We start from the raw sequence: 14,824 nt of genomic DNA, 5'->3' as shown, positions 1-14,824 counted from the left end.
ATGGAAAGGGAGAACGCTAATGAAAACTAATCCTCACTAATTAATTAGCGGTGATGAGTGTTGATTAGCGTTCCTTCTTTGGGACGTTGAACATTGCGACCTTTGTACGATGGAGGAGCGGGTACGCGGCCTCAAACGGGAATGACGGCTATTGCTTGAGATGGAATGGAATGGGAGAACGCTAATAAACGCTAATCAGCACTAATCAATTAGCGTGGATCAGTGCCGATGAGTGTTCCTTTTTTGGGACCACGAACATTGCGTGCTTTGTACGACGATCCATGGCTTTGGCACGCGCAGCGACGCGTTTACAAACTGGGCCTCACGGCCTGCGACTAATGGCAGACACCAGCCGTTTCGGCGTTTGCCACGGTTTGGTTCAACGGACAACACCGCGACAAAAGACGGGTTCGATACTACCGAGCCCCATGTCCGACAACTGATTCGATCCTTTTCACCGGCGAAGATCATGGGGCGGCGATCACCACTTAGGCGACGTGACTTTCTCTCCAGCGCATCTGGGGCGGCGACCGCGATGGCGCTGTCAGGTCTGGATCGGGGCTTCGCCGAGACCCACCGCAGACCTCATTTTGCCCCCCGCGCGAAGCGGTTGATCTGGCTGTTCATGCATGGCGGTCCCAGCCAAGTGGATCTCTTTGATCACAAGCCTGACCTCGTCAAGTACGCCGGCCAGCGGTTGCCGGAGAGTTTTGGCAATGTGATGACCCGCCGCAAAGTGGCTGCCAATCCGTTGCTAGGTCCAATCAAACCCTTTCGTCCGCGCGGCGAGAGTGGACTGATGATCAGCGACTTTTTGCCGCGCATCGGTGAACTCGCTGATGATTTGTGTGTGATTCGTTCGCTGCATGGTGACAGCGTCAATCATCCGCAGTCTGTGTATCAGATGAATACCGGCAGTATTTTGATGGGGCATCCCAGCTTTGGGAGCTGGATCTCCTATGGCTTGGGCAGCGAAAACGAAAACATGCCAGCCTTTGTCGTCTTGCCCGATCCCGGCGGCGGCTTAAAGGGCGGCCCCTCGGCCTGGGGCAACGGCTATCTGCCAGCTGCCTATCAGGGCACCGCGATGCGTCCGGGCCCAAACCCAATCTTGAACCTGCAAACACCTCCGGGAATCGCAGCGACACAACAGCGCAGGACATTGGACTTTGTTCAGCAGCTCAATCGCAATCACCTTGCCACACGCGGCGATGACGATGAACTCGCTGCTCGCATGCAGTCCTATGAGCTGGCCTTCCGCATGCAGTCCGCTGCCCCAGAGATGGTTGACTTGTCGAATGAAACTCAGGCCACGTTGGAAATGTACGGCGTTGATCAACCAAAGACCAAGGACTTTGGACAACGCTGCCTGCTGGCTCGGCGAATGATCGAGCGTGGCGTCCGGATGGTGCAGGTTTATTCCGGTGATACCAATGGCTGGGACGCGCACAAAGATGTTCTGAAGAATCATGGCGAATACTGTGCCAGGACCGACCAGCCCGTCGCCGCGCTACTCAAGGACCTGAAACAGCGCGGTCTTCTTGAAGACACGCTGGTGGTGTGGTGCGGGGAATTTGGCAGGATGCCTATGAGCGAGCAGGGGACCGGGCGTGATCACAACCCTTGGGGATATAGCGGCTGGATGGCTGGAGCGAGCGTAACCGGCGGGCGCAGTTATGGGGAAACAGATGAAATTGGTTTGCGCGCCGCAGTGGATAAGGTTCACGTCAACCAGTTCCACGCCACGCTGCTGCATTTGATGGGTCTGGATCATCACGAGCTAACGTACAGCCAGAATGGACTCGACCAGCGTTTGACCGGCCCGGCCGAAGTAGACTTCGTGGAGGGCTTGCTCACGTGACCACCAAACAACCCGCCAGCGCTGCCGCGATGTTCATTCGACTCTCGCTCTCACTCGCATTGGTCGTCACTCTGGGAACCTTGGTCGGCATTTCGGACGGTCCCACCCCGGGGACACACGACTCGATTCAAGAACAACCCATCAATGACTTTGACCGAGATCATTGGTCCTACCTTCCTCTGCAGCGGCCGTCTGTTCCCGCCGTCAAGCATCGTCGGTGGGCCAGAACACCGATTGATCGCTATGTCCTAAAACATCTTGAAGCGAAGGGACTTCAACCGTTACCAATCACCACAAGGCGTGTCTGGGCACGACGTGTTAGCTGGGATCTGATCGGCATTCCTCCGAGCCCTCGGGACCTGCAGGCGTTCCTTGATGACGACCGTCCAGGAGCCCAAGAAGCGTATGTGGACCGTTTGCTGGCCTCACCCCAATACGGCCAACGCTGGGCACAGCCATGGCTAGACCTGGCAAGGTTTGCCGAAACCGATGGCTACGAACATGACAAGATCCGTCCACAGGCCTGGAAATATCGCGACTGGGTGGTGCAGGCCTTGAATCAGGATTTACCCTACGACCAGTTCGTCCAGTTCCAGATCGCGGGCGACCTGCTAAAGCCCGCAAGCGGGACAGCACTGGACGCCGCGTTGGGAACCGCGTTCTGCCTGTCGGGTCCCGACATGCCAGACATTAACCTGACCGAGGAACGGCGGCATGTGTTGATGAATGAGATCACCTCGTCGGTTGGCGCGGTCTTTCTGGGTCTGCAGATTGGCTGTGCACAATGTCATGATCACAAATACGACGCCATTAGCCAGGCCGACTTCTATCGACTGCGCGCATTCTTTGAAGACGCCGTCCAACTAAAGAAGAACCAGTCCGTCACCGTTTTCAGTCCACCCCAGACGAAGGTCCCCACGCACTTGATGAATCGCGGTGACTTCCGCCGCCGCGGACCCAGGGTCGCTCCGGCGTTCCCACGAGTGCTAAACGCAAACGCCGCCCTCGTCAATGATCAGACGGAACCACGACAGCAGCTGGCGCGGTGGTTGACCTCTGAGGCTCAACCATTGACCGCCCGCGTGGTCGCCAACCGCTTGTGGCAGTATCACTTTGGAAAGGGACTCACTAGCACTCCGGAAGATCTCGGGCTGATCGGTGACACACCGACTCATCCGCAACTCTTGGACTTTCTGGCCAGCGAACTGATTGCCAATGACTGGAGCCTGAAAGCACTCCAGCGTCAGATTTTACTCTCCAGCGTCTACCAAACCATTGGCAGCCAACCGCAGCAGCAGGCGTCCTTGAAACAGTGGCAGCAAAGCCTCGTCTCCGACCCAAACAACGAAACACTGGTACGATTCCCGCGCCGACGATTGACTGCGGAACAGATCCGCGATGGCATGCTGGCAGCCAGCGAGACGCTCAACCGGGAAATGGGTGGACCGGGCATCATGCCAGCCCTCCCCACTGAACTGATCAAGACGCTGAAATCAGGGCAGTGGAAAACGAACCCCGATCCCAACACACACGCTCGTCGCAGCATCTATTTGTTTGCCCGCCGAAACCTGCGTTATCCCTTCTTTGCGACATTTGATCGCCCCGCCGCCAACCAGTCCTGTGCCTGTCGCGTTGAATCAACGACTGCGATTCAAGCCCTGACACTGTTGAATTCCGATTTTGTGATGCAGGTGTCAAGGCAAATGGCAAAAGGCGTCTCAGCACAGCACGACAGTGAAACACAACAGGTGCAGGAGTTGTACCTGAGATTGTACTCTCGGTACCCGAGCGACACAGAACTGCAGGCTGCAACCGCTTTCGTAGAACAAACGGGAGAACTCTCTGAGCTATGCCGAGCCCTGTTTAGCTCCAATGAGTTCTTGTATCTGGACTGATGTGTTCCGTGCCGAATCGATGTCGTTCGATTGAGTGGAGTCATCAGTTGCTTGGGCGGTCGCGCCAACATTCACCGAGGCACGACGAACGCAGCTCGGACAGGCTGGTACGCGGCCTCTATCGGGAATGGAGGCTATCGCAGGAGATGGAAAGGGAGAACGCTAATAAACGCTAATAAACGCTAATAAACGCTAATAAACGCTAATAAATTAGCGTTAATCAGTGCCGATGAGCGTTCCTTTTTCGGGACCACGAACATTGCAATCCTCCTCAATCGGGAATGAACGCTATCGCAGGAGATAGAGAGGGAAAGGGAGAACGCTAATAAACGCTAATCAGCACTAATCAATTAGCGTTGATCAGTGCCGATGAGCGTTCCTTTTTCGGGACCACGAACATTGCAATCCTTTGCACGACGAACGCAGCTCAAGGGGGCTGGTACGCGGCCTCTATCGCGAATGGAGGCTATCGCTGGAGATGGAATGGGAGAACGCTAATGAGAACTAATCCTCACTAATTAATTAGCGGTGATGAGTGTTGATTAGCGTTCCTTTCTCGGGACCACGAACATTGCAATCCGTTGTACGACGAACGCGGCTCGGAGGGGCTGGTACGCGGCCTCAATCGGGAATAGTGGCTATCGCTGGGGATGGAAAGGGAGAACGCTAATAAACGCTAATCAGCACGAATCAATTAGCGTTGATCAGTGCCGATTAGCGTTCCTTTTGCGGGACCACGAACATTGCGTCCTTTGTACGACGAACGCAGTTCGGAGGGGCAAGTCAGCGGCCTCAATCGGGAATAGAGGCTATCGCTGGAGATGGAAAGGGAGAACGCTAATGAGAACTAATCCTCACTAATCAATTAGCGTTGATCAGTGCCGATGAGCGTTCCTTTTTCGGGACCACGAACATTGCAATCCTTTGTACGACGAACGCAGCTCGGAGGGGCGGGTACGCGGCCTCAATCGCGAATGGAGGCTATCGTTGGAGATAGAGATGGAAAGGGAGAACGCTAATAAACGCTAATCCTCACGAATCAATTAGCGTTGATCAGTGCCGATGAGCGTTCCTTTTGCGGGACCACGAACATTGCGTGTGGAATGCCCCCGAAACTTGGTCCAGGGTTATGAAGGTAGGGATTGGGTTACTGAATCACATTCGTTGTGCCGCTTCGACGTAAGGAGCGCAGCGACTGGAGTTGAAGCGGCACAACGGGTCGCGAACTCCGCAGGAGTAAGCCCGCTCAGCGAGCTGTGGGGACGTCGATGGTTGTACGTCGATCTCCATTGCCCGATTACCTGTTGCGCTTCGGCAAGCGTGCTGAACGCTTCGCAGGACAAACACTCGTCACGAAACCGGCTGTGGAAGCTCTCGACATAGCCGTTCTCCCAGGGGCTACCTGGTTCAATGAACGATGTGCCGACATCAATGCGTCCAAGGAAATCGCGGACGCGGCGACTGATGAACTCTGGTCCGTTGTCACTTCGGATAAATGCCGGAATGCCTCGAATTGCAAACACATCCACTAGAAGGGCAACCAAGTCATCGCCGGTGAACCGGCGTGAGACCTCCAAGGCGATGCATTCTCGTGAGTACTCATCGATCAACGAAAGGATCTTCACTGACCGCCCATTGATTGTTCGATCAAAGATAAAGTCAATCGACCAAACGTGATTGATGCGTTCGGCGCGGCGACGGCAGATCCCTCCTGAAACGCTTCCAAGCCTGCGTTTCTTCGCCTTTCTTCGTGGCACTCGAAGACCTTCTCGTTTCCAAAGCCGATAGATTCGTTTGTAATTCACTGTCCATCCTTCGCGGCGTAACATCCGCGTGATCATCCGGTAGCCGTAGCGGGGGAATTCTCGAACCAGTTCGTAAATGCGGCGAAGCAATCGCTCTTCGTCGCTCTTGGATTTCGCTTGGTACCGATGAGTACTCCGCGGTTGGCCAAGCGTTTTGCATGCCCGACGTTCTGACACTGCAAAGGATTTCTGAGCCTTTGCAACAGCCTCACGTCGTCGCGTCGGGCTCAGAAGTTTCCCTCTGCGGCCATCTTGAGGATCTTCTTGTCTAGCTCGGCCTCGGCGAGAAGCTCTTTGAGTCGTTGATTCTCGACTTCAAGCTCACGAAGTCGTTTTGCTTCATCCGACTTCATTCCGCCATACAGTTTCTTCCAACGCTCCCAGGTCGTTACGCTGATTTCAAGCGTTTGAAACACCTCGGCCTCTGTCTTGCCCGCCGCCATCATCGCATCGCCTTCTTGAATCGCCTTCACGATCTGCTCGGGTTTCCGTCGTTTGCGTTTCTTAGTCATAAAAAGTCTCCTTTGGCCGGCTCGGCCGGTAAACCTTCATAACAGATGGATTAGTTTTTGGGGAGCACGCCACGTGCATTGCACGACCAACGCAACTCGGACGGATGGAACGCGGCCTCAATCGGGAATCGAGACTATCGCTGGAGATGGAAAGGGAGAACGCTAATGAGAACTAATCCTCACTAATTAATTAGCGGTGATGAGTGTTGATTAGCGTTCCTTTATCGGGACGTTGAACATTGCGTGCTTTGTACGACGAACCATGGCTTCGGCACGCATTACTCCGCGACCAAAAAACCGGGCCGAACGGCTGCGTTTAATGGGACATTCCCTCCGCTGAGTGCTACTTGATCATTTCGTGCATGGCTTCTGCGAATGCCTTACCGATTTGTGTCATGACCTTGGCGGAGCCCCAGTAGTGATACTCTGCATTCGACGCACCGTTTCGAAGCAATTTCAATTCGTCTTCGTTGAACTCATCGGCGTACAATGCCTCGATCTCCACGTCCGCTTCAGCACGCGACAGCTTGCCTTCCTTGGCTTGATCACGCAGCGACTCCACGGCCATCTTCAGATCTTTTTCGCGTTCGCGGAGCGAGCCTAATTCGTTGTCCCAGTAGTTCTCCGTCAGCACGGCAGTCACAGTGCCTTTGAATTCCGGGAGTTTCGCCGGTGCGGCCATCGCGTCACGAAAATTCTGATGCACGCCGGCGTAACGCATCTTTTCCTTCGTGTACAGCTTGATCGGCCCCCCGGCTCCCATCACTCCGATCACGAAGGGCAATTTGGGAACGCCCAAATCTTTTCGCACATCTCGCACAAAGTGTGCCAGGACCTCGCTGTAAGCATCGTACCCACCCGGTTGTTCACGCGTCGGATACGTTCCACGGTCCACCATATCATTCCAGCCTTGGAACCAGACCAAGCCAGCCAGTTCATAGCCCGCTTCGGCGTCATAGTCTGGATACACACGTTGAATGTCGGATAGCACTTGCTTGACATGTTGCAGCATCAGGCGGTAATAATGGCCGGTCGCTGCTTTCTTGCTGGCGGTGATCTCGTCGAGGTCCTTGCCTTGCTTTTTAAAATTTTCAAGCTGCTGTTCATTGAAGGGGTAATCGCCAGCACTGGGTGAGCGAAAATCCGTATTGATGCTCTTGCCACCCCAGGCGGTTTTGATAATCAACACCGGCTCGTCAAGCAGCTTTTCCAGATAAATGCCAAACGTCAACTCGGGACCGATCTTTGATCCCCCGGGTTCGGCTCCGTAGCCTTCGGTCAGCCGACCGACTTTTTCTTCCTGGGAACTACCAAGTGACGAGATCCAAACGCGTTCGCTGACTTTGGGCGTACCATCCTCTTGACGCAGATCCTTCAGGAGAGGCGCCGTCACTGGATCCAATGCCATCACATCCATGGTTCGAACATGGGCATGCCCTTGCATGTTGGACTGACCGGTCAAGATGAAAACTTTCAGCGGTTCTTTGGCGTCGCTGGCAACGGCACCTCCCAACAACACTGCAACGGCAACAAAGCCTGCCATCAAGCAATCGCGAAATCGAACAGACATTAGGTGAGCTTTCATCAAACGTTCCTAAATATGATGAGGTAAATCGAGAGACCGGCTGTCTCCATCAGTCGGTATTATAAACGCAATCCTACCGCAAAGGCTGGGGATGCAACCGGATCCCTGCGTGCGCTGTTACGGCCAGATGCCAGAGCTTTCATCTTCCAAGTCAGGCTGGATCAAATCGACTGAGCGAACATGATGCGATGGCCATCAATCGTCTGGATACCGAACTCTCTCATCCCCCATGACTCGTCACAAAGCTGCTTGACGATGGTCACCTGTTTTTCGGTCAGCTCGGTGTAGAGTGCCTTGGCGTCGTCCACCCTGATGGACGCAATGAAGGAATGGTCCCCCAGCTCGGCGGCCGGCATTGCATCAGGACACTCGCCAGCCATGATCGCCACGTGATCGCGTTCGAAGCATCGCCAGCCGGGGTCTTCGATCTCCCGAGTTTGAAATCCCAGCTGATCCTGGTAATAGCGACTTGAAAGCTGTAAGTCCCGAACGGCGATGACGAGCGTCATTCCCTGAAACATGCGATGTCCCCGTGGGTTGTGCTAGTGCGAGGAGTGGGCACGGCCTTCTAGTGCGCGGTGCCAGGGTGATGTGGCGGCGTGTCCTTTGTCGGGATTGTTTTTTTGGCCAGCAAAATCCCAGCCGCCGTGGCCGTGCAACGAGGTTAAAAGCGAATCGCCGGGAGGTCTGACGGGCTGGCATTTTCGCCCACAATCCACCCCACCGGGTTGGACAGCGGATTCCGAACAGATTCCCAGAGCGTGTCGGATTTTACCGCTGGCCCCACGTTCTGGGGCGAGCGAGCGGTTTGCCGATGAATCTTGTACCTAATGTAGCAGGCATCGCGGTTGATATCCGTCTGAACGAGGAATTGGGACCTTGGCAGGCTGCCCCTTGGTACATCATGCTATTGAGGCAAAAATGCAGCCCGATCACTGTTCGTCGAACCAAGTCCCGCCACTGCGATTCCCCTGTTGAGACTGACATCCATGGACCTCCCGATTGTCAATCAAGATTCCGGCTCGCCGCGTCCTGCCAGCGACCAGCTTTCCGACGACGCTCGCGGCAGTTATGCCGTTGTCTCGTTGGGCTGTCCCAAGAACCTCGTTGACACCGAGCAGATGCTCGGTCGACTGGATGAAGACGGCTACCAGATGGTCGCTGACGTCGACCAAGCGGACTTCGTTGTCGTCAACACCTGTGGCTTCATCGATTCGGCACGCCAAGAATCGATGGGCGCGATCGACGAGATGCTGCAACTGAAACGCGAAGGCAAGCTTAATGGCGTCGTCGTCACCGGTTGTTTGGCGGAACGACAACAGGGCGAACTGTTGAAAGACCGACCGGACATCGATGCGATGGTTGGCGTCTTTGGACGCAACGACATTGTTGATGTTGCCAACCGTTTACAGAGTGGAATCCAAGAGCAACAGCAAGTCTTTCGTCCCGCGCCCATTCGACCGCTATCGGATGGCGTTCGCAGTGCGGTCACGCCACGTCACTTTGCTTATTTGAAGATCAGTGAAGGCTGTGATCGACTCTGTACTTTCTGCGCCATCCCCAAGATGCGCGGCAAGCATTACAGCAAACCGATCGAACAAGTGATCGAGGAAGCCAAGCGACTCGGCGAGAGTGGTGTCCGTGAAGTCGTCATCGTTGCCCAGGACACAACCTACTATGGCAAGGATCTCTACGGCGAACCGCGTCTGGCGGACCTCTTGATCGAACTGGACAAGATCGAAACGATCGATTGGATACGCTTGATGTACTTCTATCCGATGTACATTGACGACAAGTTGATCGATGTACTCGCAGGCGCCAAACGGATCTTGCCGTACATCGACATGCCATTGCAACATGCCAGCGATGGGATGTTGAAACGAATGTCTCGTAAGACGAATCGTCAGAGCCAAGAAGAGATTGTCAGCAAACTGCGTCAACGCATTGATTCGCTGGTCGTTCGCACCACGATGATCGCGGGCTTTCCTGGCGAAACCGATGAAGATTTCGAGCAACTCGTCGACTTCACGGCGAACATGCACTTCGAACACTTGGGCGTGTTCACCTACTCGGTCGAACCAGACACTCCAGCAGCCAAACTGCCCAACCGAGTGCCCAATGAGATCGCCGAGGAACGTAAAGCTCGGCTGATGTCCGTCCAGCAGGAGATTGCCTTTCGTTGGAACCAGTCATTGATCGGAACCGAGCAAGACGTGATCCTGGACATGCCTTTGGAAGGACAAGAAGGAGTTTGGATCGGACGCACAAAGTTCCAAGCACCAGAGATTGACGGGGTCGTCTATGTCAGTGGCTTTGGCGACGATCAAACGCCCGCCGCAGGTCAAATCTTGACCTGCGAAGTCGTCACCTCACAGGGCTACGATTTAGTCGCCGCCCCGTTGTCTGCCGAGTGATGCTGAATCCTGCCAGCGGCGACTAACTGGTCGCCGCCAGCACTTGTTCAATCAAGCGTTTGGCCATCAGCACCCCATCCAGCGGCGTTGGGTTTTGGCCTTCGTATTCAATCCCGATGTAACCCTTGAATCCACTGTCTTTGATGATCCCAATCATTTTGGCAAAGTCAGTGTGTTTGGCCTGGCCGTCTTCAGTAAAGGCATGGATTTTGGCACAGACCGCTCGCGCCCACGGCAAAGTCTCTTTGACACCTTGGTAGCGATCGTAGTCTCTAAAGTTACCAAAATCAGGCAGGGTGCCAAGGTTGTCGATGTTGGCGGTCTTCATCAGCCGTGCCAACCAAGCACCATTGCTGGAATGATTGCCGTGGTTTTCGATGATAATGTCTAGCTGGTAGGACTTGGCAATCTCGCATAGCTGATTCAAACCATCGACGGCTTGCTTGAGCACTTCGTCGGCATCGCCTTGACTGCGGCAATCAACGCGAATCGAATGACAGCCCAGCGTTTTAGCGGCTTCCAGCCAAGGAATGTAATCCTTCGCCGCAGCTGCTCGAGTGCCCGCGTCGGCATCATCAATCCCTCGCTTATTGCGGCACAGCATCAACTGGTTCTCGACGCCCAGATCATCGCAGCGCTGACGAACCTGTTGAAAGAACGCTGTCTCACCGCTCTTATCCTCAAAGAACCCGTTAAAGTATTCCAGGGCTTTGATGCCGCACTTTTCGACCGCGAATTGAGGATAATCCAGGGTCGTCAGCGACGGGTTCTTGCCGGTTAGCATCGAACGAAAGGAGTACTGCTGGAGCGAAAGTTTCAGCCAAGGGGCCGCGTTCGTCTCGGCGGCACGGGCAAGGGGCGTGGTTCCCATTGCGGTTGTTGCCAAAGTCGCGGCAGACAAACCGGAAAGAAAGTGTCGACGTTTCATGAGCTCTAACAATGCAAGAGTGAAGAGGAGTGGAGTGGAGTCAATAGTCTAACTGAAACAGTACGCACCTTTTGCATGCATCAGCGTTTGCAAGCAATTCCCAACGGTGAAATCCATCGCCGCCCAGCCACCGCCGATCCAAAGACGCCGGCCGCAATGCAGCTAAATCGAGCCAACATCTGGCGAGCTGGCAATGTCTGGGCGGGCTGGCAATGTCTGGGTGGATCGCAATGTTTGCGTCGTGAACAAACCGAAAAAAATTCGACTCCATGGTGCTATCAGCGAACACCTCTCTCCAAGAACGCTATAATTTTCACTCGTCCGGCTCAATGGTGTTCCCATGGCTCGAGTCATGCGAGAACCCCTTATCCCTCCATTCATAAAGAACAACCATGTCCACCAGTCGAACTGCTTTCATTCCCTGGGACGAAGCCCAGGCCGGTGCATTCAAACAAGAGTACGAGGATAGCGACGCAGACCGAGGACTCAGTCATCACAAACGAAAGTGGAAAATCGTCTATCTCGATAGCCCTGGCAAACCGTTAGCGAAGGTGGGTTTTGGAACCACGACTCGAATCATGATCGCCGGTCATGGTGCGATCGGTGACCCCACCATCGCCGCAGACCACGGCACCGGGGGCGCCGATCGGAGCTATTCTGATGTCGTGGACCTGATGTTTCAATTGGGACTCAAGAAACATTACCTTGGAACCATTGCCTGCGATGTTTGTTATAGCGCACTGGGTAACCCGCCGTTTGCAAAACTGTTAGCCAAAGAGCTATGGAAGCGAGGCGTGAAGGCCAGTTGCGTGCTGGGCTACAAGGGCCCACTCGGTGCCATGTACAATGACGAACTCGCTGGCAGCAAGTACACCCACCGCGTCGTCGATGTCGAAGACGATGATGGCAACGTGATCGACACAGTCAAGTCCAGCAAAATGCAGCAGCGTTTCTACGGCTGGATGTAGTCGCTACGGCTGGCATGAGGACATTCAGTGACCGTCACTTGAGTAGCCCAGTTCGCGGTCGCACGCAGTGCTTGCACGCGCCCAACCCCAAGTGATTGGCTCCCAAGTGATTGGCTCCCAAGTGATTCACGAAACTGGCGAACAGCTCACTGAACCGTGCCGATCCTGATTCTGCATCCACAGCTTGCGATCACTTCGTCAATCGAAGCCAACACAGCACTTAAGCGGAGTCGTGGCTGCAGGTTTTCAACATCGACTCATATTGATCAACCATTGCTGACCAACCGAGTCGCTCGGCGATCTTTCTTCCCTGCTGGCCCAGACTTTCGCGCAGCGGCTTGTCCGCCACAAGATGCTTCAGGCCGGCGGCCAATGCGGCTTCCGTTGGCTCAACCAACCAGCCGTCCACACCCTGCGTGATGATCTCGCGCGGGCCGCTTTCGCAATCCACACTGATTGTCGGCACGCCCATCGACATCGCTTCCATCACCACCGATGGAAAGCCTTCATAGCGACTCGATAGACAAAATATCGTTGCCTCAGCCAGTGCCGGTGCCAAGGGGGACACCCAGCCTGGGAAGGTGACTCGTTTGTCAACACTGAATTGTTTCGCCAGTTCCCTGAGCGTATCCATCTGGCTTCCTTGGCCATAAATGATCAACTTCCAGTCCTGATTTGATCCCAATCCGAGGGCAAACGCCCTGATCAATCGATCGAAACCTTTCTCTGGTTCAAGCCTTCCAGCGGCCACGATGCTGCGTTGTTGGCCCGCCTGATCGCGATTAGATAAAACCAGTGGTGAATCGACTGCCGAAGGAATCACGACGACGTTCCCACTAAAAGTTGACAGATAGCTTGCAGCCGTCTTTGTCAGCGCCACCACGGTAGCCGCTTTGGGGTACAAACGTCGCCGGGCAATTTGTCGCCACCGTCCAGCCGACTGCTGGCTTGGATCGCTGCGTTCGCAAACGACCACTGGCACTTTTGTTCGTTGGCGCCCCTTTTCGCTCAAGGCAATCAGCACATCAACATTGTTGCGATCACAAAACGACAAGACCACATCAGGTCGGCTGGCAACGATTTGCTGCCCCAACGCTCGCCAACGACGGCGAAGTGCCTGGATGCGCCCCAGCACTGGAAGAGAGCTGCCCGTTGCCTGTGGTAACCGCAGGCGTTGGACCGCATCAGCAACAGGGTATTGATCGTCCCCGTCTTGGAAGGTCAGCAAAGAAACCTGATGTCCCCGATCTGCAAGCCGGCTAGCCAAGCCCGCCATCACGCGCTCCGCTCCACCACCGTGCAGCGAATGGATCACACAGGTGATATTCAAGGGACGCCTTTGGGAAATCGCGGGGACAAGAGAGAGCCAGGGTTCCGTCGCGATCCGCGCCAACGTGGGCTCGGCGATGATGACTGGATCGACGGTTTTACCTTAACTGAACTCCCCAAACTTGCAAGCACCCACCGCATGTCGGACGCACTGGATAAGCGGCGTGAAACGACACGATAGGACATTGAGTGCTCGCGTCGTGCACCGCCTGGGCGTTCACCGCCTGGGCGTTCACCGCCTGGGCGATCGCAGCGGCGACCAGATCAGCATCAAACGATGCCCAGAGCTCATCCAGCTATTCAATCGCTGCCGGCGGATTCTGTGGGTATTTGCCAGTCCATTGACGGAGCAGATTCAGCGTCTGCCTAAAACCGCCGACGTCTTGTACCGATTTCCAGCTGGGTTCACTCATGATGGTTTCGAATCGCTCTAAAGCCAGATTCACGTCGCCATCGATGTCCCGTGTCATCGCGGATTCGATCACCGCATCAAGCCTGAGGTACAGCCTCCATTTGCCGCTTGGATCGCGATGGCGCAAAGACAGTTCTAGCAACCGCGTTGAAGCTTCCAGGGCCTGGCCGTCAAAGTTGTACGACGAATCACGCGTGCTTCTGGGCAAGCGATCCAAATCGCTCGGCGATGAACTTAAGTGCTCCGGATTGTGGGACGGAGTCAGATCGGGAATCGATGGCCGCGACGCGTTGGCTGGGGGCAGACGATTCGCAGGTGCGGGCGCCGAACTCTGTGCCGATCTCTGTGCCGGCTGCAGCCAAGCGTCATTGCCAATCGGCGGGTTGTTTGCCCAAGGCTGATAAGGCACTCGTTCTAACGGCGTGCGTGGTGGCAACTGACTGCTGCCATTGACGTTCAGGGAAAAACCTGGGGTATGCACACGCACACTGCTGGTCGGCAGGCCTTCGTAGGAGTTGCCTTGATCCCATCCGTAAGCCCACATCATCGGATCATAGTAGCCGGGGTAATTTACACCGTTGCCCCAATCTGGAGACCAGTTCCCTCCGCCAGGATAGGCTGGCAATTGCACCGGTCGGCCACCACCATGCCGCCCCTGATTGTACCGGACGTTGTTCGGTCGTCCCCTGGAACCCGGTGAACGCAACCGTGTTCCATGCTGTGCTTCGACATCGCTTGGCAAACTGATCAGCAGCAGCAAACCAGCTAGGCACAACCGCCAGCCGTTTGGCATCGCGGGCGAAAAAGCCTGCAAGGCAATCACGTTTTGCAGTGTTCTCATCATGACCCGCCAGATTGCAGTAACCGATGGAGGAAAACCAGCGTCGGGCCAAACGCGCCCACCGCTCCTGTTCAACTCTATCTCCAGAATTTGGCCATCCAAACCAGCTTTGTGCAGATTGAAGTCTTTCAGCCTCGGCGGAGCGATGGACAGTCTGAACGATCATCATCGCACCGCGACAGCGTGCCAACAAATCGGCCCAAAACGGGTGTTTTTTTGGCTCCAGAGAGCCAATCCGCCTGCCAATCCGGAAAACTGTGGCCAGACCTGTTAC

9 protein-coding genes and 1 pseudogene are annotated in these 14,824 nt (G+C 55.1%); 4 read left to right on the top strand and 6 right to left on the bottom strand.

Translation table 11 applies throughout. The annotated features are described in order from the left end of the window. The first annotated feature begins 469 nt into the window (after positions 1 to 469). Both SV7mr_RS10855 and SV7mr_RS10850 read left to right on the top strand, forming a co-directional pair. On the top strand, positions 470 to 1,861 hold the full coding sequence (locus SV7mr_RS10855; RefSeq protein WP_145278318.1) for a DUF1501 domain-containing protein: 1,392 nt from the start codon (positions 470 to 472) through the stop codon (positions 1,859 to 1,861). Continuing rightward, the gene (locus SV7mr_RS10850) at positions 1,858 to 3,756 is read left to right on the top strand and encodes a DUF1549 and DUF1553 domain-containing protein (protein ID WP_145271873.1); all 1,899 of its coding nucleotides are present in this window, start codon (positions 1,858 to 1,860) and stop codon (positions 3,754 to 3,756) included. Before SV7mr_RS10855 ends, SV7mr_RS10850 begins: the two co-directional genes overlap by 4 nt. A 1,229-nt stretch (positions 3,757 to 4,985) precedes the next feature. Here SV7mr_RS10850 and SV7mr_RS10845 read toward each other — a convergent pair. The 3 genes and pseudogenes from SV7mr_RS10845 to SV7mr_RS10835 form a co-directional block, all read right to left on the bottom strand. Next, positions 4,986 to 6,073 (bottom strand): annotated as a pseudogene (locus SV7mr_RS10845) (IS3 family transposase); the annotation flags it as partial. A 343-nt stretch (positions 6,074 to 6,416) separates the two neighbouring features. Beyond that, a complete protein-coding gene (locus SV7mr_RS10840; RefSeq protein WP_419188388.1) occupies positions 6,417 to 7,658 on the bottom strand; it encodes a sialate O-acetylesterase in 1,242 nt (413 codons plus the stop codon). Between the two features lie 161 nt (positions 7,659 to 7,819). Then, on the bottom strand, positions 7,820 to 8,179 hold the full coding sequence (locus SV7mr_RS10835; protein ID WP_145271871.1) for a VOC family protein: 360 nt from the start codon (positions 8,177 to 8,179) through the stop codon (positions 7,820 to 7,822). 468 nt (positions 8,180 to 8,647) lie between these two features. Between SV7mr_RS10835 and rimO the strand changes: the two genes are divergently transcribed. Further along, positions 8,648 to 10,072 (top strand): 30S ribosomal protein S12 methylthiotransferase RimO, encoded by a 1,425-nt coding sequence (rimO, locus tag SV7mr_RS10830; protein ID WP_145271869.1) that lies wholly within the window; start codon positions 8,648 to 8,650, stop codon positions 10,070 to 10,072. 22 nt (positions 10,073 to 10,094) lie between these two features. Here the strand turns inward: rimO and SV7mr_RS10825 are convergent, their stop codons facing one another. After that, on the bottom strand, positions 10,095 to 11,000 hold the full coding sequence (locus SV7mr_RS10825; protein WP_145271866.1) for a sugar phosphate isomerase/epimerase family protein: 906 nt from the start codon (positions 10,998 to 11,000) through the stop codon (positions 10,095 to 10,097). 392 nt (positions 11,001 to 11,392) lie between these two features. Here SV7mr_RS10825 and SV7mr_RS10820 point away from each other — a divergent pair, with 392 nt between their 5' ends. Further along, the gene (locus tag SV7mr_RS10820) at positions 11,393 to 11,968 is read left to right on the top strand and encodes a hypothetical protein (RefSeq protein WP_145271864.1); all 576 of its coding nucleotides are present in this window, start codon (positions 11,393 to 11,395) and stop codon (positions 11,966 to 11,968) included. A 220-nt stretch (positions 11,969 to 12,188) separates the two neighbouring features. Here the strand turns inward: SV7mr_RS10820 and SV7mr_RS10815 are convergent, their stop codons facing one another. Both SV7mr_RS10815 and SV7mr_RS10810 read right to left on the bottom strand, forming a co-directional pair. Beyond that, positions 12,189 to 13,298 carry a glycosyltransferase family 4 protein gene (locus SV7mr_RS10815; protein ID WP_419188387.1) on the bottom strand — a complete coding sequence of 370 codons (1,110 nt, stop codon included), beginning with the start codon at positions 13,296 to 13,298 and terminating at the stop codon, positions 12,189 to 12,191. 295 nt (positions 13,299 to 13,593) lie between these two features. Beyond that, on the bottom strand, positions 13,594 to 14,553 hold the full coding sequence (locus SV7mr_RS10810) for a hypothetical protein (protein ID WP_145271862.1): 960 nt from the start codon (positions 14,551 to 14,553) through the stop codon (positions 13,594 to 13,596). Positions 14,554 to 14,824 lie beyond the last annotated feature (271 nt).

Origin of the sequence: Stieleria bergensis (genome assembly GCA_007745635.1) — a bacterium.
Lineage (GTDB): Bacteria > Planctomycetota > Planctomycetia > Pirellulales > Pirellulaceae > Stieleria > Stieleria bergensis.
Note: the sequence above shows the minus strand (reverse complement) of the source record. Positions and strands in the feature narration are given on the sequence as shown.